Consider the following 24,328-nt stretch of genomic DNA (forward strand, 5'->3'; position numbering starts at 1 on the left):
ACCATGGTCGAATTTGCCCTCCCCAAGAACAGCCGGATCACCACCGGCAAGACCTGGCCCAAGCCGGCAGGGGCCACCAATGTGCGCAAGTTCCAGATTTATCGCTGGAACCCGGACGACGGCAAAAACCCTAGTCTGGATACGTATTTCCTCGACATGGACAAATGCGGCCCGATGGTTCTGGACGCGCTGATCAAGATCAAAAACGAGATTGATCCGACGCTGACTTTCCGCCGGTCTTGCCGCGAAGGTATCTGCGGCTCCTGCGCGATGAACGTCGACGGGATCAACACGCTGGCCTGTATTTATGGTCTGGATGAGATCAAAGGCGACGTGAAGATTTATCCTCTGCCGCACATGTCCGTGGTCAAGGATTTGATCCCCGACCTGACGCATTTCTACGCGCAGCACGCGTCGATCATGCCGTGGCTCGAGACCAAGACCAACCGCCCCGCCAAGGAATGGCGCCAGTCGATTGAGGACCGCAAGAAACTTGACGGTCTGTATGAGTGCGTGATGTGCGCGAGCTGCTCGACGTCTTGTCCAAGCTATTGGTGGAACGGCGACAAATACCTCGGCCCAGCGGCGTTGCTGCATGCCTATCGCTGGATCATCGACAGCCGTGATGAGGCCACTGGTGAGCGTCTGGATGATCTGGAAGATCCGTTCAAACTGTATCGCTGCCACACAATCATGAACTGCGCCAAGACCTGTCCCAAAGGTCTGAACCCGGCCCAGGCGATTGCCGACATCAAGAAGATGCTGATCGAACGCCACGTTTGATCGCATCGGCAGAGAGTTTCAAAAAGGCGGTCCTTTGGGCCGCCTTTTTCTTTCGCCCACAGAGGCCTTAGTAGGCGGTTTTTTCCCAGTTGTTTTTGCGGTTTTCCGCCAATGGTGTTCCTAAAGATGCCAATGCGCTCTCTGCATAACACCTTTGCTTTCTGAGCCCTTTTCGGCGGTGCGACACCTGCCTATATCGCGGCCAGATGAGATCATCACAATTCATTTTGGAGCAAAATTCATGTCGCCTTCTGACAATGCAAAAACCGAAGATTTCGCTGCCCGTGCTCTGGAGCTGTTGGAGCAGTCTTATTCCTATTACAACTTGCCACTGCGCACGGTGAACACCAGTGCCAGTCAAACCTACTATGAGTATGTGAAGGCCGCCTAAAGGCAGCTTGCGCCGCTTGTTGTGCGCTTTGTGACGCTAGGTGTCTGACGCAAGGTAGCGCTTGGAGCCGCTGAGTGCTTTGACTAGCCTCTCCTGAAACGGGGAGGCTTTGTCATGTTTGATGTAATTGTTGTGGGCGGCGGATTGTCTGGATTGGTTGCGGCCAATGAAGCGGCGGACCGGGGTCGCAAGGTTTTGATTGTCGATCAGGAAGGTGAGCAAAGCCTTGGTGGGCAGGCATTCTGGTCGTTGGGCGGTCTGTTTATGATCGACACACCAGAACAGCGCCGCATGGGCATCAAAGACAGCCACGCGCTTGCGTCAGGTGACTGGATGGGTTCGGCGCAGTTCGATCGGCCCGAAGACGCCAACCCGCGCAAGGTTGCGGATGCCTATCTTGATTTTGCTGCCGGTGAAATGCGTCCGTGGTTGCACTCGATCGGCATGCGCTGGTTTCCAATTGTCGGCTGGGCCGAGCGCGGTGGCGAGATGGCGCATGGGCACGGCAATTCTGTACCGCGGTTCCACATCACGTGGGGCACCGGGCCGGGCGTGGTTGCGCCCTTTGAGCGGTTGGTGCGCGCCCATGCGGCAGCGGGTCGGATCACCATGGAATTCCGGCGTAAAGTCAACGGCTTGATCGTAGAAGGTGGCGTTGTCAAAGGTGTGCAAGGTGATGTGTTGTCGGACGACGGTGCGGATCGCGGAAAATCCACGAGTCGCGACGTTGTCGGCACGTTTGAACACCGCGCCGAGGCCGTTGTCATCACCACAGGCGGCATTGGCGGCGATCATGACATGGTGCGGCAATACTGGCCCGAAGATCGACTGGGCAAAGCGCCAAAACGCATGGTGGCAGGGGTGCCGGACTATGTGGATGGTCAGATGCAGCGGGTTGCCGAAAATGCAGGTGCGGGCATCATCAACGGTGACCGGATGTGGCACTACACCGAAGGGCTGGCAAATTGGGATCCGATCTGGCCCAACCACGGCATTCGTATTCTGCCGGGGCCGAGTTCTATGTGGTTTGACGCGCTTGGTGAGCGTATGGAAGCGCCTTATTTTCCTGGTTTTGATAGCCTTGGCACGCTCAAGCGGATCTTGCAGACTGGGCATGAGCACAGCTGGTTTGTCTTGACGCAGAAGATCATCGAGAAGGAATTTGCTTTGTCAGGGTCCGAGCAGAATCCCGACCTGACATCTGGCAAATGGTCCGAAGTTTTGCGCCGCCGCATGATGAACAAAGGCGCCCCTGCGCCGGTGGAAGCGTTCAAAGAGCATGGCGAGGATTTTGTGGTGGCGGACAGCTTGGAAGAGTTGGTCGCGGGTATGAACAAGATCACGCCGCAAGTGCCTGTGGATATTGCGAAAATTCGGACCCAGATCGAGATGCGGGACGCCCAGATTGAAAACGAATTCAGCAAAGACGGGCAGGTCACGGCCATTCGCGGCGCGCGCAATTATCGCGGGGATCGATTGATCCGGACAGCCAAGCCGCACCGGATTCTGGATGGCGAAAACGGCCCACTGATTGCGGTGCGTCTGAACGTGTTGACGCGCAAGTCGCTCGGTGGTTTGCACACCGACATCACCGGTCAAGTTCTGCGCCCCGATGGCAGCGCCTTTGAAGGACTTTTTGCGGCAGGAGAGGTCGCGGGCTTTGGCGGCGGCGGCTATCACGGCTATAACGCCTTGGAAGGGACATTCCTTGGCGGCTGCATTTTCTCGGGTCGCGCAGTGGGACGGTCTGTTTAAGCACATAATCAAGGAGATAGCTGATGACACAGATGCCAGACGACGCCAAAGAACGGCGGGCTATCAAGCCGGTGATCTGCTATCCCAATGACACGCTGCATGAGGTGCCGATGGCGCTGTATCAGGCTGCGCGGCAAGGCGCGAGAAAGGTGTCGGAAACTTTGGTTCCTGCCCGCGATGCGCGTTGTTTTGAAGTGCCCGCTGGGCATTTCGTGCGGATCACCTCGGTTGAGGGTCCGCAGGTGGGGGACCTGAACTTTTGGAACCTGAACGACCTGTCAGAGCGGTTTTATTCCGGCAAGACGCGGGCGCTGCATGGCACACATGTGACGACCGGTGAGCAGTTGTGGTCGAGCTTTCCGACATTGCGCCCCATGGCGACAATCGTTGCGGATACGCTGGGTTGGTACGGCATCGATGAATACGGTGGATCGGTGCATGATGTGATCGGAACGCGGTGTGATCCCTATACGTCTAACCTGTTGAATGAAAACCAATATCACCATTGCTGCCATTCCAATCTGACACGGGCCTTGGCGGATCACACGGGATTGCCTTTGCACGAGGCAGAAGGGCACGTACATGACGTTTTGAACGTATTTATGTGCACAGGTTTCACCCGCGACACCGGACAATATTTCATGAAATCCAGCCCGGTGCGGCCCGGCGACTATCTGGAGTTTTTGGCCGAGATAGACCTGTTGGGTGGGCTGAGCGCCTGTCCGGGTGGCGATTGCAGTGCCGAGCACAGCTCTGATGTGGCGGCTTGTCACCCGCTGTTGGTGGAGGTTTTTGCACCGCCCGTCGGTGCTTTGGAAGGTTGGAGTTCTCCGCGGGTCAACGCCTATGATCGCAGCCACGGAACATCGCAAGGTTAACAGCGGAATTTACACGATCTGGCCTATCGGCATGGCGTCGGCACCACGTCGGTGAGTGTGCGCCAAAGAACAAGGGTGTATCCGCAAACAGAGTTGTTCACAGGGGGCTGGTCATTCGCCACAGTTTGGACTTAGTTGCGTTTTGCGGACAAACCGTAAATTCGCTGCGGCTACGCGAAGGACTGCTGAGGTAAAAATCCTGCGTTTTAAACAAGCTAGAGGTTTGCCCACAGAACTGGTAAACGATGCGGCATGAATTCAACCGATGGCAAATATCATTTTTATTGGTCTGGCCCCTTTAGTCAGTGGCAGCGTTCCGAATTTGAGCTCGACGGCGTCAGCTTTGTAACGGCTGAACAAGCCATGATGTATTCGAAGGCAATCTTATTCGACGATGAGGAAACGGCCGCACTGATATTAGAAACCGCCGATCCTGGGCGGCAAAAAGCGTTGGGGCGGCGGGTGGAAAAATTTAGCGAAGCGGTATGGAATGATAGCAAATATGAGATTGTCTACCGAATTAACCTAGAGAAGTTTCGGCAGAACAAAGGGCTTCGGCGAAAACTGTTCCAGACCGGAGAACGCAAACTAGTGGAAGCCAGTCCGGTAGATACCATTTGGGGTATCGGGCTCGAAGCTTCCGTCGCCGATGTAACACCCGAGGCGCATTGGCCTGGGCAAAACCTTCTGGGGGACATCCTAACCAAAGTACGAGATGAGTTAAGGGCAACCTTTCCCGATGAGATTGTCCAGATTTCATCAAACTCATTATAAGGTGATTGAAGAACTCCAGCTCAGTGACAAAAGCGGTCACTGGTGTATTCCACAGCATTAAGCACAAAGGGCTCAAAGTGAGAGTTCGCCGCGGTTAGCCCAATGTCTGCTTTTGAGATTGCCGGGGCCAACGCCAAATGAGGCATAGCGAAAAACAACCGCCCGCACCGGTAAACGGGGCGGGCGTTGTCGTGTCAGGATGCGTCAGGCTCGTCTCCGGTAGGAGATGAGCCATGCCCAACCGGAGAGCGGGAGCGCGTGGTTTAGGCGAAGGCCGCCTCGAGCGCGATTTCGACCATGTCGCCAAAGCTCTTTTCGCGGTCCTCGGATGGCAAGGCCTCACCGGTCAGAAGGTGGTCGGAAATGGTCAGCACTGCGAGACCACGCACGCCGTGACGGGCCGCGAGGTTGTAAAGCTCCGCGGCTTCCATCTCGACGCCCAAAATGCCGTGGCGCACCATCTGTTCGTTCAGGTCGGGACGTTCGTCATAAAACACGTCCGAGCTGTAGATGCCGCCAACGTGCGTTGGCGTGCCCTTGGCAGCCGCTGCATCCGCCGCCGCGCGCAGCAGGCCGTAGTCGGCACAAGGGGCGAAGTTGAGCTCTTTGAAGATGCCGCGTGAGGGGGTCGACAGGGTCGAGGCGGTCATTGCGATGACCACGTCGCGCACGTTGACATGTTTTTGCATGCCACCTGCTGAGCCGATGCGGATCAGGGTTTTGGCGCCGAAGTCTTTGATGAGCTCGTTCACATAGATCGACAGTGACGGCATCCCCATACCAGAGCCGTGGATGGTGACACGGTTGCCCTTGTAGGTGCCGGTAAAGCCCAGCATGCCGCGCACTTCGTTTACGCAGACCGCATCCTCAAGAAAATTCTCCGCTGCCCAGCGGGCGCGATAAGGGTCGCCCGGCAAAAGAACGGTTTCTGCGATGTCGCCGGGTTTGGCGCCAATATGCACTGTCATGGGTCGACCCCTTTTGTTGACGTTTTATCCAGAGTGACCAGATGCCGCAAAGCGCCGCCGGTGTTCAAGCCCTAATTCGGCAAGAGACTTGCAGGAACTCCGACGTAATTGCGTTAGACGACGCCAAAGGCGGGATCAGATTTCCATCTGATCGGGGGCCACGCCTGCGGCCAAAGCCTCGTCAAACCACTTTGGTTTGCGACCTTTGCCGGTCCAGGTGCGTGTCTTGTCCTTGGGGTCGGCGTATTTGGGCACACCTTTGTTCAGGGAGCCACGGCGTTTTCCAAGGCCGGTGGCTGCGGCCAGATCGGCCAGAGAGTAGCCGAATTTTTCGGCGGCATCTTCGACGGCTTTAAGCGCATCTTTGCGACGGTCCGCTTCGCGCTTTTTTAATTCGACGTCGATTTCCGCCAACATCAATTGCAATTCTTCATAAGATTTTTTGCCCAGATTCATGCCAATACCATCCTTTTAATTGACCTTACGTCCATTTCGACGATTCCGCTTGGAAGGCACAAGTTGTTATTTGTGTCAGTTTCTTTCGGAAAGACGCGTTTTTCTGTTATTTTTGCAAAATAGAACGCCCCGCTACGATCAGATTGCGAGGCGTTTCAAAATTGCATATCGGATTTGGGTAACCGGCCTATTCGGCGGCGACTGATTTGGGATCAGCCAATGTCACGATATCGGCCATGATCGTATTGAGTTCAAAATCCTTGGGCGTATAGACCCGCGCCACACCCATTGCCCGCAGACGATCCGCGTCTTCGTCGGGGATGATGCCGCCAACGATCACCGGTCTGTCGCCCAGCCCGGCCTCACGCATGCGCTGCATCAGATCCTCGATCAACGGAATGTGGGAACCAGACAAAATAGACAGGCCCACCACATGCGCCTCGTCTTCCAGCGCGGTGGCCACGATTTCCTCTGGTGTGAGACGAATGCCGTCATACGTAATGTCCATACCGCAGTCACGCGCCCGGAAAGCGATCTGTTCAGCGCCGTTGGAATGGCCATCAAGACCTGGCTTGCCGATCACGAATTTCAGGCGACGGCCCAGTTTGTCGGACACGGTGTCGACCGCTGCGCGCAACTCGTCCAGACCTTCGGTTTTGTTGGACGGGGCGCCGGAGACCCCTGTGGGGCCACGATATTCTCCGTGGACCATGCGCATCTGCGCGGCCCATTCGCCGGTGGTGACACCGGCCTTGGCTGCTGCAATAGAGGCGGGCATGACGTTGTCGCCATTGGCCGCAGCTGCCCGCAGATCGGCGAGGGCTTTTTCCACAGCGGCAGTGTCACGCTCAGAACGCCATGTATTTAGGCGAGAGATCTGTTCCTGCTCCACTGCGGGGTCCACAACCATAATGCCGCCATCGCCGGTCATCAGGGGCGAAGGTTCGCCCTTCTGGAATTTGTTCACGCCTACGACGACGGTTTCGCCGGCCTCGATGCGGCCAAGGCGGTCGGCGTTGCTGTCCACGAGGCGGGACTTCATATAGTCGATAGCGCCAATTGCGCCGCCCATGCTTTCCAGATTGGACAATTCATGGCGCGCACCCTCTTTGAGGTCTTCGACTTTGGCGTCGACGGCGGGATTGCCGTCAAACAGATCGTCAAATTCCAGCAAGTCGGTTTCAAATGCCATGATTTGTTGCATCCGCATGGACCATTGCTGATCCCATGGACGCGGCAGGCCAAGGGCTTCGTTCCACGCGGGCAATTGCACGGCGCGGGCCCTCGCCTTTTTGGAGAGCGTTACCGCTAGCATTTCAATCAGAATGCGATAAACGTTATTTTCGGGTTGTTGTTCAGTGAGACCCAAAGAGTTTACCTGAACTCCATATCGGAAGCGGCGGTATTTAGGGTTTTCCACGCCATAGCGGGTTTCCAGAATTTCATCCCACAAATCAACAAAGGCGCGCATTTTGCACATCTCGGTAACAAATCGAATACCGGCATTCACAAAGAAGGAAATACGCCCCGCGAGCGCGGGGAAGTCTTCGGCAGGTACGCGCGGCTTGAGCGCGTCCAGCACGGCGATGGCGGTGGCCAGCGCAAAGGCCAGTTCCTGCTCGGGCGTCGCGCCAGCCTCTTGCAGGTGGTAGGAACAGACGTTCATCGGGTTCCATTTAGGCACGTTGGTATAGCAATACTCGGCCACATCCGCGATCATCTTGAGGCTGGGTTCAGGCGGGCAAATGTAGGTGCCGCGGCTGAGGTATTCCTTGATCAGGTCGTTTTGTACGGTGCCCTGAAGCTTGGTGACATCGGCGCCCTGTTCTTCGGCGACAGCGATATAAAGAGAGAGCAACCAAGGCGCGGTGGCATTGATTGTCATCGAGGTGTTCATCTGCTCAAGCGGGATCTGGTCAAACAGCGCGCGCATGTCGCCCAAGTGGCTTACGGGCACGCCGACTTTGCCCACCTCGCCGCGCGACAGGATGTGATCGCTGTCGTATCCGGTCTGTGTGGGCAGATCGAACGCCACCGAAAGGCCGGTCTGACCTTTTTCCAGATTAGAGCGGTAAAGCGCGTTGGACGCGGTGGCCGTGGAGTGGCCGGCATAGGTGCGGATCAACCACGGGCGGTCCTTGGTGCGGTCTTGCTGCGTCTGCGACATCTGGGGCCTCCTGAATCACTGTGAAGAACACGGTGGGCAATATTGTTGCGTGAGAACCTAGTTGCACGAAATTTCATATGCAAGCGATTTTGCTGCATTGCGGCGAGGTGAGACGTGGGGTCGCGCGGGCGCGCGCGCGAAAGCTAACGGAGATTTCTTGTTTACTGCGCGCACGAAGCGTTGCAAGGGTGAGCCATGACGCAGACTGTCGAATTACCTATCTGGCTGTTTATCCTGATCATGCTGTTTGCGGCGGTCACGGCGGCGAGTCACTTTTTGTTTCCCTCCGTGCGTTGGTTTTTCCGCCGCCGGATGGAGAAGGCTGTGGCGCGGCTGAACGAGCGGTTGGAGCGGCCGATTGAGCCGTTCAAGCTGGCGCGGCGCTACGACATGATCCAGCGGTTGATTTATCAGCCCGATGTGGCGCAGGCGGTGACCGAACATGCGGCGGAAACAGGCGTGCCGGAGAACGTCGCCTTTGAAGAAGCCAAACGGTATGCGCGCGAGATTGTTCCGTCGTTTTCGGCCTCGGCCTATTTCGGGTTTGCCATTCGGTTGGCGCGGTTTCTGAGCCGGGCCTTGTATCGAGTGCGGCTGGTGCATTTTGACGAGGACGGGATCAACGCCATTCCCAAAGACGCCACCGTGGTCTTTGTGATGAACCACCGCAGCAACATGGATTACGTTCTGGTGACCTATCTGGCGGCGCAGCGGTCAGCCTTGGCTTATGCGGTGGGGGAATGGGCGCGGGTCTGGCCGTTGAGCCGGTTGATCAAGGCGATGGGCGCCTATTTCATCCGGCGCAAGTCGCGCAATGCACTGTATCGCAAGGTTCTGGCGGCCTATGTGCGGCTGGCCACGCAAGGTGGTGTGTCGCAGGCCATGTTCCCCGAAGGCGGGTTGAGCTTGGATGGGGCGCCGCAGCAACCGAAGCTGGGATTGCTCAAATACATCACCGATACGTTTGAGCCTGGTGGGCGGGACGTGGTGTTTGTGCCGGTGGCGCTCAATTATGACCGCGTGCTGGAAGACCGGATTTTGCTTAATGCCAACGCGTCGGGCGGGCGGAGGTTTGACGCCAAGATCAGTGTTGTTGCGGGCTTCTTCTTCAAACAGATCTGGTTGCGGCTGCGGGGCAAGTATCACAAGTTTGGCTATGCGGCGGTGAGTTTCGGGCGGCCTTTGTCGCTGTCGGAGTTTAGCGACGGCCTTGACATGGAATTGGCGAAACCTCTTGCGCGCGAGTTGATGGGGCGGATCAACGACGTGGTGCCGGTGCTTCCGGCGCCGATGGTTGCCGCGATCATAGAAGCCAGCGACGGCCCTTTGAGCCGAAGTGCGATTGAGGCAGCCTATGACGGCTGGATGCAAAAGCTGGCCAACGAGCACATCCATTTGCCACGCGGCGATCTGAGCTACGCGACCGAAGCGGGGTTGCGCATATTGGTAGAACGCGGCGTCATTTTGCGCCAAAACGGCACATTTGAAGCCAACCCCGAACGGCGCGATTTACTTTCTTTTTATGCCAATTCCATCGCGCATCTGCTGAAGGAATAGTGCAGATGCAGCATTAATTGCTGCGACTGCTGGGTTATAAAATTTCAAAATTGCATCAAGTGTAGTTGCAATATTACCTTTCCGTCGATATTTCATGGTCAGACAGCGCGATTCTGCATCGCGGCAACATCAACAGTTGGAGGCACTCATGGCTCTGGATACCGATAGCGCAATTGCGTCTTATGACGCTCCCAAAAAAGACCTCTATGAGGTGGGTGAAATCCCACCGATGGGATACGTGCCCAAGCAGATGTATGCATGGGCAATCCGTCGTGAGCGTCAGGGCGAGCCCGACAAGGCGATGTTGCAAGAAGTTGTAGACGTGCCAACGCTGGACAGCCACGAAGTGCTGGTTCTGGTGATGGCTGCCGGTGTGAACTACAACGGCGTTTGGGCCGGTCTGGGTGTTCCGGTGTCCATGTTTGACGTGCACAAGCAGCCGTATCACATTGCGGGATCCGACGCAGCGGGCATCGTTTGGGCCGTTGGTGATAAGGTGAAGCGCTGGAAAGTTGGCGACGAAGTTGTGATCCACTGCAACCAGGATGACGGCGACGACGAAGAGTGCAACGGCGGCGATCCGATGTATTCCGACAGCCAGCGCATCTGGGGCTATGAGACACCTGATGGGTCGTTCTCGCAGTTCACACGTGTGCAGGCGCAGCAGCTGATGCCACGTCCCAAGCACCTGACTTGGGAAGAGAGCGCGTGTTACACGCTGACACTGGCGACCGCTTACCGTATGTTGTTTGGCCACGAGCCGCACGACCTGAAACCCGGCCAGAACGTTCTGGTTTGGGGCGCGTCCGGCGGTCTGGGCTCTTATGCGATCCAGCTGATCAACACCGCAGGTGCAAACGCGATTGGCGTGATCTCGGATGAGGACAAACGCGAGTTTGTGATGGATCTGGGCGCCAAGGGCGTGCTGAACCGCAAGGACTTCAACTGCTGGGGCCAGTTGCCCACAGTGAACACACCGGAATATGCGGAGTGGTTCAAAGAGGCGCGCAAATTCGGCAAAGCCATCTGGGACATCACCGGCAAAGGCGTCAACGTCGACATGGTGTTTGAGCACCCCGGCGAGGCGACCTTCCCTGTGTCCACCTTTGTTGTGAAAAAGGGCGGCATGGTTGTGATCTGCGCCGGTACCTCGGGCTTCAACTGTACGTTTGACGTGCGTTACATGTGGATGCACCAGAAGCGTCTGCAGGGCAGCCACTTTGCCCACCTCAAGCAGGCGGCATCCGCCAACAAGTTGATGGTAGAGCGTCGTCTGGACCCATGCATGTCCGAAGTCTTCCCTTGGGCGGAACTGCCGGATGCGCACATGAAGATGCTGCGCAATGAGCACAAGCCGGGCAACATGTCGGTTCTGGTGCAGGCACCCAAGACGGGTCTGCGTACGCTGGAAGACGTGCTCGACGCTGGCAAGTGAGCCATATGAGATTGGTCTGAACGGTTTTCCCCCGTTTGTTGACTTACCCCCGGGTCGCAAGGCTCGGGGGGTTTTTGTTTTTGGGGAAATGGGGAATTTGGGAAAGATCTTTAGTGTGGAATCTGTAACTCGCACCTGCCAGAATAGACAGGATGGAGGATCCAATTCAAGTTTCTGACTACGAGCAAACGGTCATAAGCCATCATTGCGATTTCGTACCAAATGGCATCAGAAGACAGTTTGGCTTCAATTTCCCTCATCCGAACCTTTCGTTGGCCTTTTGGGTTTGAGTGAAAAAGGTCTTCACCAAACATGGCTTGCAAAAATTGATTTGCCGAGAATTCGTTGCTCCAACCTCGCAAAACGCCAGCCTCCCTCCAATGATTTTGGTTCTCATCCAACAAAGCCGTCACGTCAGCATCACGACAACGCTGACGGATTTTGTTCACAATTGAATTGAAATATGCGGGTTCATTTTGATGATCAAAGTGCCGGTAATCCACCAAAAAACCCTTTAGTCGAAATCGGGAGACACCCAAATCTGCAGTAGTTTGAATTTTGTTGTGTTTGTCTCGATAATGACCGCCGTTCAAATTAAACCCCATCGCTTTTAAGTCTTCAAAGTTTTCCCACAGCTCAACGAAGCGGCTATGAAAAACTTGAAGGTTCTTCAATTCTTCGTCTCTGAAGTGGTCGGAAAGTGGAATGAGTTGGGAGCGATGAGTTTGGATCATAGTTCAAGCCGAGCATTTTTCAAAAAGGTTGCAAGTTTCCGCGTTTGAGAGGCGGCGATTCTTGTGTCGACTTCGTTAGTAACACGAAGCTTCCTGGGTTCTGAATTAAGGCTCCTTTCCGTGCAGGCGAGAAACCCGCTGGCCCCCATCCGCCGCCCAATATAGGGTCGCGCCATGAGCAGCACTTCCGTTACATTCAGCCACGATCAGGCCGAGGCCTTTGACAATATCTCTTCCATGCTCAAGGGGCTTGGGGTGGATTTGGACGATGGCATTCTGACGCCCGCCACCGAAGGCAAACAGGCGATTGCGGCGGTGACTGGCAAAGCCGGATCGGGCAAGACGCTGTTGTTGGCCGAGATGGTCAAAGCGCTGGAAGCGGCGGGCGTGGACATCGTGTCGGGCGACTATGAAGGCAAGCGCAAGAAAGACAAACGCACGCTGGCCATTCTGGCACCCACCAACAAAGCAGCAAGTGTGTTGCGGATGCGCGGCGTGCCAGCGACGACGATCCACCGGATCATCTATACGCCCGTCTATGACCCAGAATACGAAAAGATCGCGGAGTGGTTGGCGGAAAATGGTGAGCGGCCCGAGATTGAGGGGCTGACGGATGACGCGCTGGACCGGGCGGCGGCGTTTTACAAGCTGCACAAATCCATCCCCGGAGCGCTGGCGGCAGCGGGGTTGCGGGGCAGTGATTTCATCACCGGCTGGAAGCGGCGCGATGATCCGCTTGATATCGGGTTCATCGACGAAAGCTCGATGCTCGATGACAAGCAGTATGACGATCTGAAAGAGATTTTCAGCACGCTGGTGTTGTTTGGCGATCCGGCGCAGTTGGCGCCCGTGAACCAGTCCGGCGCAATGGTGTTTGACAAGTTGCCAGCGCCGGCGGTCTACAATCTGGAGCGCATCCACCGGCAGGACGCGGACAATCCGATTTTGGATCTGGCGCATGCGCTGGCTGATCCGGAACTGACGTTTCAGGATTTTGAACGCATGATTGAGGACGTGTCACGCAAGGATGATCGCGTGATACTGGGGCAGCGGGTTGAAGTGGACCTGATGGCGCGCAGTCCGGTTCTGGTGTGGCGCAATGCGACGCGCATTCGGTTAATCGAGGCATTCCGGCGGGTGCATCACGCACCCGAGGATGAATTGCTGGAAGGTGAGCCGTTGATTTGCGACGGCATTGAGTTGCCGATGAAACACCGCAAAAAGCGGCTGGATCTTGAGGCACGCGGGCTGATCAAAGGGGCGCAGGTTGTGTACCTCGGCCCCGGGCGCAAACCGGGGTTTTCGCGGCTTCACGTGATGGGCGCAGAAGACCCTCGGGTGTCGGCGGCGTCGATTGTGAAGATCGAAAAACCGGACGAGGAAGAGCCGTTTATTCCATTTGCGGCCCGCATGGGGGCGACGTTTTTGCATGGGGCTGCGGTGACGATCCACAAGGCGCAGGGGAGCCAGTGGGAAAACGTACAGGTGTTCGCGCCGGACCTGTTTGTGGCGGCCCGCATGAACCGGATTGAGGCGGGCCAACCGTTGTGGAAGCGGCTGGCTTATGTGGCGATCACGCGGGCGAGTGAGCGGCTTTATTGGGTCGTCAGGAACCGGTTGGCCAAGCCGACCTATGATTTGCAGGTCGATGATCTGGCGGTGGCGCCGGTGCCGTTGACTTTGGAAGTGCAGGAGGACGCGTCATGAAAAGCATTATCATCACTGGGGCCAGTCAGGGGATTGGCCGCAAGACTGCTGAGATGTTTCTGGATGCGGGCTGGCGTGTGGGTCTGTTGGCGCGAAGTACGGAGAGGCTGGCGGCGGTGGCCGAGGGGCGTGAGGGTGCCGTGGTGCTTGAGGCCGATGTGAGCGATGAGGCGGCGATGGCGGCGGCGTTTGAGCGCTTTGTCGGCAAGGCCGGCCGGCTGGATGCGCTGTTTAACAACGCTGGCCTGTTTGGCCCTGCCGGCAGCATCGATGAGGTACCGCTGGCCGGTTTTGACGAGGTGATGTCCGTCAATGTGCGGGGCATGTTCGTGGCGGCGCAATTGGCGTTCAAACAGATGCGCGCACAATGCCCGAAGGGCGGGCGGATCATCAACAACGGCAGCCTTTCTGCGCATGTGCCGCGTGAAGGATCGGTCTGCTACACAATGAGCAAACACGCCATTACCGGCCTGACGCGCACGTTGTCGCTTGACGGACGGCCCCATGACATCGCCTGCGGACAGATCGACATTGGCAATGCCGCCACGGATATGGTGGCGGGTTTGAATGACGCTTTGGCGGCTCAGGGCAAAGACCCGATTGCCACTATGGACGTAACGGATGCGGCGAAATCGGTTTTGCATATGGCGGAGTTGCCATTGGCTTCCAACGTGCAGTTCATGACGGTGATGGCGACCAAAATGCCCTTTATCGGGCGGGGTTAGAATGCGGGAGAGTTTGCGCGCAAAGGCTATTCAAATTTGTGACCGCAAAATAGTGGCAAAGGGCGATGCAGTGGGATTGTCGTTCTATGCATTTTTTGCCAACAAAAACGACGACCCGGATTTGCTATGGGAAGCTGCGCATTGGTGGATTAAAACCCACCAGCTTGATCACTTTGAGAAGGCTGTAAAAATTCGGGCTTTGATTGTCGCAGGACAATAGCGCCTTAGGGGCTATCCGCGCCTTAGCAGCGAAAACGCAGCAGATGCGCCCCAGCCGGCAGCGATGGCGATGGCCAGCGACATCAGGCCGTACCACAGCGGGTTTTCACGTGACAAATCGTAAAGCCAGCGTTCCAGCCCAACTTTGTTGACGTTGATCACGGTTTCAAATTGCGACACCACATTGCCGCCGCGGGTCAGGAAAATCCGCGTGGGATAATTTCCTTCGGTCAGGTTTGCGGGCATCTGGATGGTTGTGCGAAACAGGGTTTGTTCGTCAAACCGCACCGCGCCGTCGAGCTTTTGATAAAGGCCCTCGTTCTGGCGAATGCGGATCACGGCTTCGGTGAAATCTTGGGGGTTGGCGACATCCATTGGCGCGCCGACAGAGCGGATCGCAAGCGGGATGGAGATTTTGTGGCGCTGATCTTCAACGTTGGAGAGCACCTCGGAGAAGGGCGCGGATGTGGCCACGGCATAAAAGCTCGGCGCGGTGTCGACTTCGACGGCGTCGGTGTTGACCCAGATGCCAAACCGGCGCTCCTTGCGGCGCACAGTGATAGGGCCGGTTGGGCCGGAGACCGCAATCACCACCTGCAGTGGCGGGGTTTCCTGAATGGCCTCTTCACGTTTGACCGCGCCAAACAGCAGGATTTCCTTGCCGTTGAACGTGGCCGTGATGGCGACTTTGTCTTGGCTGAGGCCCAGCACGACTTGTTCGGCACGGGCCGGAAGGGTCACGAGTGTCAGCAACAGGAGGATAAGGCTGCGCAGAAGCATCAGTGGCCTCCTGACGCGCCGAGCGAAAACAGCTCGGTGGGTTGCAGCAAGAGATCAAGGCCCAGTTTGGCACAGACGGCAATCACCAGAAGCGCCAGAAGGATGCGGAGCTGTTCTGCTTTGAGATAGGTGCCAAGGCGCGTGCCGATCTGCGCGCCGATCACGCCGCCAACAAGTAAGAGCACCGCAAGCGCGATATCCACAGTGAAGTTGGTGGTGGCGTGCAAGAGCGTGGTGAATGCGGTGACAAAGATGATCTGGAAAAGCGAGGTGCCGACCACAACTTTGGTCGGCATGCCCAGTAGATAGATCATCGCGGGCACCATGATAAAGCCGCCGCCAACGCCCATGATGGCAGACAGGATGCCGACAAAGACGCCGACGACCATCGGGGGGATCACGGAGATATACAGGCCAGACACGCGAAAGCGCATCTTAAACGGCAGGCCGTGGATCCAGTTGTGTTTCTTGCGGGTGGGCGGGACGTTGTTGCGCGACTTGCGCAGGGCGTTCAGGCTTTCGACAAACATCAAAGAGCCGATCACGCCAAGAAAGACCACGTAACAGAGCTTGACCAGCAGATCGACTTGGCCCTGCGATTTCAGGTAATTAAAGACCACAACCCCAAGCGCGGCCCCGAAAAGGCCTCCGACAAGCAACACAGTGCCCATCTTGAAGTCCACGTTGCGTCGCCTGACATGCGCCAGCACGCCCGAAAAAGACGAAGCCACGATCTGGTTGGCTTCGGTGGCCACAGCCACAGCGGGAGGGATGCCTATAAAGAACAGGATCGGCGTCATCAGAAAGCCGCCACCTACACCAAACATGCCCGACAAAATGCCAACCAAGCCGCCCATGCCCAAGAGCAGAAAGGCGTTCACAGAGACTTCGGCGATGGGAAGGTAGATCTGCATAGTTTTTGATAGCGTTAGCGGGCGGGGCTTTGCAACCACGCGGGACAGAGAAAACGCCCACAGGACAGATCATTGGGGTCAATCTGGACTTATTTGTGCGTATCAGAGCGCTGCCAGTTCAAAAAGCCCCGCCTGCAGTGCCGCGGGCGGGGCTTTGTCGAGTAAATTGTCGGTCAGCTGTCAGCGTTCCTTGATGTAGGGCTCGGCGCTGGCCTTTGGCGGGATTGCCTTGCCGATAAAGCCCGCGAGGATCACCACGGTCAGGATGTAGGGCAGGGCGCCCAGCAGCTGAATCTGAACCTTGAGACCGGTCAGGTTTGTGATGATGTCAGGCCGCAATTCCAACGCTTGGAACAGACCAAAGAGCAGGCAGGCCCAAAGTGCGTAAACCGGACGCCATTTCGCAAAGATCAGGGCGGCGAGCGCTATAAAGCCACGACCGGCGGTCATGTCTTTGACAAAGCCGGCCTGAAGAGCAGTCGACAGGTAAGCACCGGCGACGCCGCACAGCACGCCGCAAATCAGCACCGCGCTGTAGCGCAGCCAGACCACTGACACGCCAGCGGTGTCCACGGCGGCCGGGTTTTCGCCCACAGCACGCAGACGCAGACCAAAGCGCGTGCGGAACAGTAACCACCATGTCAGCGGCACGGTGAGCACCGCCAGATACACCAAAATCGAGTGGCCCGAGATCAGTTCGGAGTAGAACTGTTGCAGGGGACCGGCTTCGGCGATCATCTGGCTCAGCGGTCGGCCTGCCGCCTCGGCGTCAGGTAGGCCAATGGCGAAGGGCAGGTCGATTGGTTCAAACCTTGCAGAGCCTGTCAGGGACGGGGTACGTCCGCCTTGTTTGAACCAGCTTTGCGCAACCAGAACTGTCATGCCTGCGGCGAGAAAGTTGATCGCAACACCTGAGATCAGTTGGTTGCCACGGAAGGTGATCGATGCCAGACCGTGCACTGTTGCCAGCGCCACGGAAGCGCCGATGCCTGCGAGCATGCCGACCCAGGCGTTGCCTGAGTAGAAGGCAGCAGCTGCCGAGAAGAACGCCGCAGCGAGCATTTTGCCCTCAAGCCCGATATCAACAACGCCGGAGCGTTCCGAATAGAGACCGGCAAGACAGGCCAGCAGAAGCGGAGTGGCGAGGCGGACGGTGGTGTCCAGAACCTGAAGTAGTGTCAGAAAGTCCATCAGGTGTTCCTCCGGCGCATCGCGATGAAGATTTTTTCAACGGGTTCGCGCACCATATTGTCCAAGGCTCCGGTGAAGAGGATCACCAGCGCCTGAATAACCACGATCAATTCGCGTGGGATCGATGTCCAAAGCGCCAGTTCTGCGCCGCCTTGGTAGAGGAAGCCAAACAGGATCGCGGCGAGGAACACACCGAACGGGTGATTGCGGCCCATCAGCGCCACGGCGATGCCAATAAAGCCGGCCCCTTCGGTGGAGTTCAGGATCAGGCGTTCCGTTTCACCCATGGTGGTGTTGACCGACATCATGCCCGCCAGCGCGCCAGAGATCAGCATGGCAACCACGGTGATCTTGACCGGGCTGATGCCCGCATATTTGGCACCAGTTTCCGATTGGCCAAAGGCGCGGATCTCATAACCCAGACGGGTGCGCCAGATCAGCACCCAGACAAGCACACAAGCCGCCATCGCAAGGAAAAAGGTCACGTTGGCCGGTGCACCGCGGAACATCGGGGTTTCGGCGGTGGAGAACATGTCCTGAAACGAGGGCAGGTGGGTGGCGGCAGGGAATTTGGCCGAGGCCGGGTCCATCGCCCCAACAGGGCGCAGCAGTTCCACCAGAACATAGTTCAGGAGCGCGGCTGCGATGAAGTTGAACATGATCGTGGTGATCACGATGTGGCTGCCGCGTTTGGCCTGAAAATAGGCGGGGATCAACGCCCAGAGAGCGCCAAAGCAGGCGGCGCCAACGGAAGCGCCCAGGATGGCAAGCGACCAGTGTGGCCAAGGTATGTAGAGGCACACCAGCGCCACGCCGAGACCGCCGATCATCGCCTGACCTTCGCCGCCGATGTTAAACAGGCGGGCGTGAAAGGCGACCGACACAGCAAGGCCGGTGAACAGGAAGTTGGTGGCATAATAGAGCGTGTAGCCCCAGCCAGCCGAGCGCATCAAAGCGCCGTCAATCATCAGCTTGAGCGCCTCGATCGGGTTTTCACCGATGGCCAGAATGACCAAAGCCGAAAAAAACGCGGCCAGAAGCAAGGAGATGAGCGGGATCAGGACGATGTCGGCCCATTTAGGCATCTTATCCATCGTTGAGAGCCTCCTCAGCAGCGCCATCACCGGCATCGGCAACAGCGGAGGTGTCAGTAATACCGGCCATCAGGAGGCCGAGTTCGCGTTCGTTGGTCTGAGCAGGGTCGCGCTCGCCCATGATGTGGCCGTCAAACATCACCGCAACGCGGTCTGACAGCGACATGATCTCTTCCAGTTCCACCGAGACAAGCAGGATGGCTTTGCCCTGATCGCGCAGTTTGACGATCTGCTGGTGGATGAATTCAATGGCGCCGATGTCGACGCCTCGGGTCGGCTGACCAATCAGGAGCAGGTCCGGGTTGCGCTCGATTTCACGGGCCAGAACAATTTTCTGCTGGTTGCCACCGGAGAAGTTTTTTGCAGCGAGTTTGGGGTTTGGGGGCCGCACGTCAAAGCGGTCCATTTTTTCCTGCGCTTCGGCCTGAATTCCGGCGTTGTCCATCACGGGGCCGTTCTGGATCGCGGGGTCGCGATGATAGCCAAACACGGTGTTTTCCCAAGCGGAAAATTCCATGATCAGGCCTTCGCGCTGGCGATCCTCGGGTACGTGGCTGATGCCGGCGGCGCGGCGGGCTTGCCCATCAGCACCGTGACCCGTCAGAGGGATTTCGGCGCCGTTCACTTCGATCACGCCTGTGCCGTGGGCAAAGCCGCCGAGCACTTCGAGCAGTTCGGTTTGACCGTTGCCAGCCACACCGGCGATGCCGAGGATTTCTCCGGCGCGTACGTGCAGGTCGATGCCTTTGACTCGCTCGACGCCTTTTTCATCAACGACCCGCAAGTCTCTGATATTGAGTACAGTTTCTTGAGGGTTTGCCGCAACTTTGTCGACGCGCAGAAGCACTTTGCGGCCCACCATAAGCTCGGCCAGTTCTTCGGGCGAGGTGTTGGCGGTCTTTACAGTGGCGGTCATTTCGCCACGGCGCATCACCGACACGGTGTCGGTGGTGTCCATGATTTCACGCAGTTTGTGCGTGATCAGGACGATGGTTTTGCCTTCTTCACGCAGCCGGTCCAGGATGCGGAACAGCTGATCTGCTTCGTCCGGTGTCAGAACGCCGGTGGGCTCATCGAGAATAAGGATTTCAGCCTTGCGATAGAGCGCCTTGAGGATTTCAACGCGCTGCTGGTGGCCAACGGACAGATTTTCGATCACCGCGTCAGGGTCGACGTTAAGACCGTATTCTTCGGCCAGATGCTTGAGTTCCTTGCGGGCCTTGCCCAGCGAGGTTGTGAGCATCGCGCCGTCTTCGGCACCAAGGATGATGTTTTCCAGAACCGTGAAGGTCTCGACCAGCTTGAAGTGCTGGAAAACCATGCCGATGCCGGCCTTGATGGCGGCTTGGCTGTCGGGGATCAGGGTTTTCTGGCCCTTGATGAAGATCTCGCCAGCGTCGGCTTTGTAAAACCCATAAAGGATCGACATCAGCGTGGATTTGCCCGCGCCGTTTTCGCCGATGATCCCGTGGATCGTGCCGGGCTGGACCGAGATCGAGATGTCCTTGTTGGCCTGAACAGGGCCAAAGGCTTTGGAGATGCCTTTTAATTCAATCGCCGGTGCGGTCATTCAGGTGCTCCGATTCCTGCAAAGCCAACCGCGCGGGAAATCCGGGATTGGTCATCGAGGTCTATATAATATTGGCCCAATTGCTCGGTGCCGTCCGCCATACGGAAGGCGACGGTCGCACGCAGGTGTCCTGCGGTCTCGCTTTGCGCCACCACTTCAGCCGTCGCGCCGGGGGCGAACTGGCTGTACGTGCCGACGTAGTCGATGACCGCTTGGATGTCGGTGATCGGGTCGGGCGCGCGAGGATCGGCATAGGAGATCTGGGAGGACAGCGTCTGTTTCAGCTGCGTGCTGCGGATGTCCGCGTCAGCTTCGCCCCATGCGGCGAAGAAGCTTGCAATCGCGTGTGTCATGGCGGGCCTTTGTGAGTGGATGGGGCCGCGCCGCAGTGGCACGGCCCCGATTTTCAACCCCGGCGCTAGGCCGGTGAGCGTGTCTTATTCCACCGGGCAGGTGTTGTCGGACATGTAGTCGTGCACTGCCAGCTCGCCGGAAGCGATTTTGCCTTTGGCCATGTCCACGGATGCTTTCATGTCAGCAGACACGAGCGACGCGTTGTGCTCGTCCATGGCGTAGTCGATGCCGCCGTTGGCAACGCCCATGACGTTGAAGCCTGTTTCCAGATCAACACCAGCGGTCATTGCGTCATAAACAGCATTGTCCACGCGCTTCATCATGGAAGTCAGAACCTTGCCGGAGTGGAGGTAGTTCTGGTTGGAGTCCACGCCGATCGAGAGGATGTTTTCATCCGCTGCGGTCTGCAAAACACCAACGCCTGTGCCACCGGCCGCTGCGTATACAACGTCTGCACCTTGCGCGATCTGCGCTTTGGTCAGCTCGGAGCCTTTTACCGGGTCATTCCATGCGGCAGGTGTTGTGCCGGTCATGTTCTGGATCACGGTTGCGTCTGCATTCACGGCTTTGACGCCCTGAACGTAGCCACAGGCGAATTTGCGGATCAGAGGAATGTCCATGCCGCCGATGAAACCAACGGTGCCGGATTTGGAGGCCTGAGCGGCCATCATGCCAACAAGGTAGGAGCCTTCGTGCTCGTTGAATACAACGGAGCGAACGTTGGGGCTATCTACAACCATGTCGATGATTGCAAATTTGGTGTCAGGATAGTCAGGTGCAACTTCGGACAAAACGTTGCCGAAGGCAAAACCGGTCATGACGATCGGGTTGGCGCCAGCTTCAGCAAAACGACGCAGAGCCTGCTCACGCTGAGCTTCGGACTGCAGTTCGATTTCGCGGAACGTGCCGCCGGTTTCTTCGGCCCAACGGGTCGCGCCACCAAAGGCGGCTTCGTTGAACGATTTGTCGAATTTGCCGCCAAGGTCAAAGATCAGCGCTGGCTCTGCCAGAGCTGCGCCTGCGGACAGGGCAACGGCAGCGGCTGCGCCGAGGAATTTGTGCATGAGGCTCATGAATGTCTCCCATTTGAGTAGCGGGGCGGTCGTTTATTTGCCGTCCCAATTGTTCAATCCCGAAGGATCATCGTGCAAGTAAGGCCACAGCGCCCCGAAGGGTCAACTGAATTTTGACTATTTGGCCAAAAAATTGGTCCGCGAATCGGGCCTGTGCTTAGTTTAGCGTCTTTTCCATAAGGCTGGCAGCTATTTGGCCGCCATTGTCGCGACGGTAATAGTCAGGCCGATTGGCGGTGATTTGGTATCCCGAGGCCTGATAGAGAGCAAGGGCTGCGGTGTTGTCCTCGGCGACTTCGAGGAAGGCGCGGGTGGCGCCGCGCATTTGCGATTCGCTCTCAAAGGCCTGAAGAAGTGTGCGGCCCAGACCGTTGCGGCGGCGGACGGGGTGCACGGCGAGTGTCAAAAGCTCGCTTTCGTCGGCAATGCAGCGCCCCAATGCAAAGCCCCCGTCATCTGAGACGCAGAAACAGTGCGGGCTGGATAGAAGGCTTGAGAATTCGTCGGTCGACCACGCGCGGGTGTCTGAGAAAGCGGCGGCATGTAGGGCAGCGAGTGCGGTGCAGTCAGGGTCAGTCATCGAGGATCACCGGCGCCGGATCGCGGGGCGGGGCGGCGTCGGCAGGCTTTATATACAGCGGTGCCGGACGCGGCGGGTTTTGATCGAACTGCGTTGCGGCGATGCGCGCGATGTTGCGGACCTGCGTTGCCGGGTCGACAAGCGGACGTATCAGGTTTGCGTCCAAATCGTCGGCCGGAACAAGTTTCGGGGTCGGGTATCCGTCGCCAAGGACATAGGCCTGATCGCGCGGCGCAGGGACCATAGCGATATGGGGGGCGGTTTCGTCCAGTGAGGTGGCTGCAAAAGCTGACACGCCGACCGCGGGAATGGCGAGACCAAGCGCAAGACCACGGGCCGCCGATACAGAAATCCGAATGCCGGTGAAGTTACCAGGCCCGACGCCAACGCCGATGGCATCCAGATCGGCAAAAGTTGTGTTGGCCTTAGTCAGGACCTCTTGCAACAGAGGCATCAGGCGCTCGGCCTGACCGCGTTTCATATCTTCGCTGATCACCGCCTCAATGCTGTCGCCGCGCAGCAGGGCGGCGGACACGTGCGGGCCGGAAGTGTCAAAAGCAAGGATCAGGGGAGCAGGGGTCACAGGCGTCTCTTAGGTGGCGTTGTTCAACGTTTTGCGGGCGCTGCCGGTGATGCGGGGCGCATCGTCTTGGATGTGCAGCCAAGGGTAGGCGGCATCCGCATGACAGTGCAGCGCGGGAGGCAGGTCGGCGGCCTGATCGATCAGACCAAGCGGAACATAGACCTGATCGGGCAGATACTCAAACCGTACCATCACCGGAGAGCCGCAAGCCGCGCAATTCCAACGAGTGACACCTTGGGTGTGGGAAATGCCGGTGCCCTGGTCCGGTTTTGCCGAAAGGTGATCGTCATCAAAGGCGGCAAAGGCCGGCAAGGGGGCGCCGGTCCAGCGGCGGCAGTCCGAACAGTGGCAATAAGCAACTGTGGCGGGCAGGTGGTCAGAAACCAAAAGGACGGCGCCGCAATAGCACCGTCCTGTAATCTTGTGAGGTGTGGTGCCGTCAGACGGCAACCGGGCGAACCTCGGTCACTTCGGGAATGTAGTGGCGCAACAGGTTCTCGATGCCCATTTTCAGGGTCAGTGTAGACGATGGGCAACCGGCGCAGGCGCCCTGCATGTGCAGATAGACAACGCCGCGGTCAAACCCGTGGAAGGTGATGTCGCCGCCGTCTTGTGCCACTGCCGGACGCACGCGGGTGTCCAGAAGCTCCTTGATCTGGCCAACGATTTCGCCGTCTTCTCCCGTGTGTTCGGCGTGACCCGATGGTGCAACCGCGTCGCCTGCCATAACCGGTTGGCCGGACTGGAAGTGTTCCATAACCGCGCCGAGGATTGCGGGTTTGATGTGGTCCCACTCAATGTCGTCGCCTTTGGTCACGGTGACAAAGTCATTGCCGAAGAAAACGCCGGACACGCCGTTCACCGCAAAGATGCGGGTTGCGAGCGGCGAGGCAGAGGCGCCGTCCGCCGTCGGGAAGTCGGCCGTGCCTGTTTCCAGCACGGTCTGGCCGGGCAGAAATTTCAAAGTGGCCGGGTTCGGCGTGGATTCAGTTTGAATAAACATATGGCAGACCTTTCCTATCAGGAATGGATATGCGCCCGCGCAGGCCGCGTGTCAAGGATTAGAATGGTTCTAAGGTTGAGGCGCGCGCAGCATCGCGCGCTTGTGATCAGGTGATCGCTTCAAGTTGTTCTTTGGTTAGGTCGCCGGGCACCACCGTCATCGGCACCGGCATGGAGCCGGAGTTGCGCGAGAGCTGCGTGACCAGCGGGCCGGGGCCTTTGCGGTCGTTGTTCGCGCCCAGCACAAGAACGCCGATTTCGGTGTCTTCTTTGACTTCAGACAGGATTTCCGCGACGGCCTCGCCTTCGCGGATCTTGAGTTCAGGGTCCACACCCTGACGGTCGCGCATCCATTTGGCAAAGACCTCAAAATGCACTTCGATGCGTTCGCGGGCTTCTTCGCGCATCAGGTCGCTGACACCGATCCAGTGGTTGAACTCTTCGGGCGCAATGACGGACAGCACTTTGACACCGCCACCAGTGTTGGCGGCGCGCATTGCGGCAAAGCGCATGGCGTTCAGGCATTCGCGGCTGTCGTCCAGTATCACAAGGAACTTGCGCATAAGGTGTCTCCCGTTTCGGGGGATATTGGCGGGAAGGGCGCGGTGGCGCAACAGATTTTGGAAACGTCCGCTGCG

At 57.7% G+C, this 24,328-nt stretch carries 26 protein-coding genes; 10 read left to right on the forward strand and 16 right to left on the reverse strand.

The window, feature by feature from the left end; all coding sequences use genetic code 11:
• The first annotated feature begins 3 nt into the window (after positions 1-3).
• The 5 genes from PG871_RS07200 (at position 4) to PG871_RS07220 (ending at position 4,581) form a co-directional block, all read left to right on the forward strand.
• Positions 4-783 (forward strand): succinate dehydrogenase iron-sulfur subunit, encoded by a 780-nt coding sequence (locus tag PG871_RS07200; protein ID WP_270727754.1) that lies wholly within the window; start codon positions 4-6, stop codon positions 781-783.
• A 241-nt stretch (positions 784-1,024) separates the two neighbouring features.
• Positions 1,025-1,174, forward strand: a complete 150-nt coding sequence (locus PG871_RS07205) for a hypothetical protein (RefSeq protein WP_270727756.1) — start codon at positions 1,025-1,027, stop codon at positions 1,172-1,174.
• Between the two features lie 114 nt (positions 1,175-1,288).
• Positions 1,289-2,929, forward strand: coding sequence for an FAD-binding dehydrogenase (locus PG871_RS07210; protein ID WP_270727759.1), 1,641 nt, complete (start codon positions 1,289-1,291; stop codon positions 2,927-2,929).
• Between the two features lie 23 nt (positions 2,930-2,952).
• A complete protein-coding gene (locus PG871_RS07215) occupies positions 2,953-3,807 on the forward strand; it encodes an urea carboxylase-associated family protein (RefSeq protein ID WP_270727762.1) in 855 nt (284 codons plus the stop codon).
• Between the two features lie 252 nt (positions 3,808-4,059).
• Positions 4,060-4,581, forward strand: a complete 522-nt coding sequence (locus PG871_RS07220; RefSeq protein WP_270727765.1) for an NADAR family protein — start codon at positions 4,060-4,062, stop codon at positions 4,579-4,581.
• A 263-nt stretch (positions 4,582-4,844) separates the two neighbouring features.
• Here PG871_RS07220 and deoD read toward each other — a convergent pair whose 3' ends face one another.
• The 3 genes from deoD to PG871_RS07235 form a co-directional block, all read right to left on the reverse strand.
• Positions 4,845-5,549: a purine-nucleoside phosphorylase gene (deoD, locus tag PG871_RS07225; protein WP_270727767.1), complete on the reverse strand. Its 705-nt coding sequence runs from the start codon at positions 5,547-5,549 to the stop codon at positions 4,845-4,847.
• Between the two features lie 135 nt (positions 5,550-5,684).
• Positions 5,685-6,005, reverse strand: coding sequence for an H-NS histone family protein (locus tag PG871_RS07230; protein WP_270727770.1), 321 nt, complete (start codon positions 6,003-6,005; stop codon positions 5,685-5,687).
• Positions 6,006-6,192: 187 nt separating this feature from the next.
• Positions 6,193-8,172, reverse strand: coding sequence for a protein meaA (locus PG871_RS07235; protein ID WP_270727772.1), 1,980 nt, complete (start codon positions 8,170-8,172; stop codon positions 6,193-6,195).
• 195 nt (positions 8,173-8,367) lie between these two features.
• Between PG871_RS07235 and PG871_RS07240 the strand changes: the two genes are divergently transcribed.
• Both PG871_RS07240 and ccrA read left to right on the forward strand, forming a co-directional pair.
• Positions 8,368-9,729 (forward strand): 1-acyl-sn-glycerol-3-phosphate acyltransferase, encoded by a 1,362-nt coding sequence (locus PG871_RS07240; protein ID WP_270727775.1) that lies wholly within the window; start codon positions 8,368-8,370, stop codon positions 9,727-9,729.
• Positions 9,730-9,877: 148 nt separating this feature from the next.
• Entirely contained in the window at positions 9,878-11,164 is a 1,287-nt protein-coding gene (gene ccrA, locus PG871_RS07245; RefSeq protein ID WP_270727777.1) for a crotonyl-CoA carboxylase/reductase, read from the forward strand.
• Between the two features lie 110 nt (positions 11,165-11,274).
• Here ccrA and PG871_RS07250 read toward each other — a convergent pair whose 3' ends face one another.
• Positions 11,275-11,898 (reverse strand): hypothetical protein, encoded by a 624-nt coding sequence (locus tag PG871_RS07250; protein WP_270727779.1) that lies wholly within the window; start codon positions 11,896-11,898, stop codon positions 11,275-11,277.
• Between the two features lie 174 nt (positions 11,899-12,072).
• On the opposite strand from PG871_RS07250, the gene PG871_RS07255 reads away from it, so the two are divergent.
• From PG871_RS07255 to PG871_RS07265, 3 genes are read left to right on the forward strand one after another with little or no spacing between them, the layout of a single operon-like run.
• Positions 12,073-13,605, forward strand: a complete 1,533-nt coding sequence (locus PG871_RS07255) for an ATP-dependent DNA helicase (RefSeq protein ID WP_270727782.1) — start codon at positions 12,073-12,075, stop codon at positions 13,603-13,605.
• Entirely contained in the window at positions 13,602-14,330 is a 729-nt protein-coding gene (locus PG871_RS07260; protein WP_270727785.1) for an SDR family oxidoreductase, read from the forward strand. Before PG871_RS07255 ends, PG871_RS07260 begins: the two co-directional genes overlap by 4 nt.
• A 1-nt stretch (position 14,331) precedes the next feature.
• Positions 14,332-14,550, forward strand: coding sequence for a DUF6500 family protein (locus tag PG871_RS07265; RefSeq protein ID WP_270727787.1), 219 nt, complete (start codon positions 14,332-14,334; stop codon positions 14,548-14,550).
• A gap of 11 nt (positions 14,551-14,561) precedes the next feature.
• On the opposite strand, the gene PG871_RS07270 is transcribed toward PG871_RS07265, so the two are convergent.
• The 12 genes from PG871_RS07270 to PG871_RS07325 form a co-directional block, all read right to left on the reverse strand.
• Entirely contained in the window at positions 14,562-15,329 is a 768-nt protein-coding gene (locus tag PG871_RS07270) for a TIGR02186 family protein (protein ID WP_270727789.1), read from the reverse strand.
• Positions 15,329-16,243: a sulfite exporter TauE/SafE family protein gene (locus tag PG871_RS07275; RefSeq protein ID WP_270727790.1), complete on the reverse strand. Its 915-nt coding sequence runs from the start codon at positions 16,241-16,243 to the stop codon at positions 15,329-15,331. Before PG871_RS07275 ends, PG871_RS07270 begins: the two co-directional genes overlap by 1 nt.
• Positions 16,244-16,423: 180 nt before the next feature.
• Positions 16,424-17,434 (reverse strand): ABC transporter permease, encoded by a 1,011-nt coding sequence (locus PG871_RS07280; protein ID WP_270727792.1) that lies wholly within the window; start codon positions 17,432-17,434, stop codon positions 16,424-16,426.
• The gene (locus tag PG871_RS07285; protein WP_270727795.1) at positions 17,434-18,528 is read right to left on the reverse strand and encodes an ABC transporter permease; all 1,095 of its coding nucleotides are present in this window, start codon (positions 18,526-18,528) and stop codon (positions 17,434-17,436) included. Before PG871_RS07285 ends, PG871_RS07280 begins: the two co-directional genes overlap by 1 nt.
• Positions 18,521-20,098 (reverse strand): ABC transporter ATP-binding protein, encoded by a 1,578-nt coding sequence (locus tag PG871_RS07290; protein ID WP_270727798.1) that lies wholly within the window; start codon positions 20,096-20,098, stop codon positions 18,521-18,523. The genes PG871_RS07285 and PG871_RS07290 overlap by 8 nt, the downstream gene beginning before the upstream one ends.
• Positions 20,095-20,451, reverse strand: coding sequence for a molecular chaperone GroEL (locus PG871_RS07295; protein WP_270727799.1), 357 nt, complete (start codon positions 20,449-20,451; stop codon positions 20,095-20,097). The genes PG871_RS07290 and PG871_RS07295 overlap by 4 nt, the downstream gene beginning before the upstream one ends.
• Positions 20,452-20,535: 84 nt before the next feature.
• The gene (locus PG871_RS07300) at positions 20,536-21,525 is read right to left on the reverse strand and encodes a BMP family lipoprotein (protein WP_270727801.1); all 990 of its coding nucleotides are present in this window, start codon (positions 21,523-21,525) and stop codon (positions 20,536-20,538) included.
• 157 nt (positions 21,526-21,682) lie between these two features.
• Positions 21,683-22,105: a GNAT family N-acetyltransferase gene (locus PG871_RS07305; RefSeq protein WP_270727803.1), complete on the reverse strand. Its 423-nt coding sequence runs from the start codon at positions 22,103-22,105 to the stop codon at positions 21,683-21,685.
• Positions 22,098-22,688, reverse strand: a complete 591-nt coding sequence (tsaB, locus tag PG871_RS07310) for a tRNA (adenosine(37)-N6)-threonylcarbamoyltransferase complex dimerization subunit type 1 TsaB (protein WP_270727805.1) — start codon at positions 22,686-22,688, stop codon at positions 22,098-22,100. The genes PG871_RS07305 and tsaB overlap by 8 nt, the downstream gene beginning before the upstream one ends.
• A 9-nt stretch (positions 22,689-22,697) precedes the next feature.
• Positions 22,698-23,138: a GFA family protein gene (locus tag PG871_RS07315; RefSeq protein ID WP_443020470.1), complete on the reverse strand. Its 441-nt coding sequence runs from the start codon at positions 23,136-23,138 to the stop codon at positions 22,698-22,700.
• Positions 23,128-23,691: a NifU family protein gene (locus tag PG871_RS07320; RefSeq protein WP_270727810.1), complete on the reverse strand. Its 564-nt coding sequence runs from the start codon at positions 23,689-23,691 to the stop codon at positions 23,128-23,130. Before PG871_RS07320 ends, PG871_RS07315 begins: the two co-directional genes overlap by 11 nt.
• Positions 23,692-23,797: 106 nt before the next feature.
• Positions 23,798-24,253 (reverse strand): universal stress protein, encoded by a 456-nt coding sequence (locus tag PG871_RS07325; protein WP_270727812.1) that lies wholly within the window; start codon positions 24,251-24,253, stop codon positions 23,798-23,800.
• Positions 24,254-24,328 lie beyond the last annotated feature (75 nt).

The organism is Shimia sp. Alg240-R146 (assembly GCF_947331465.1).
GTDB lineage: Bacteria > Pseudomonadota > Alphaproteobacteria > Rhodobacterales > Rhodobacteraceae > Shimia.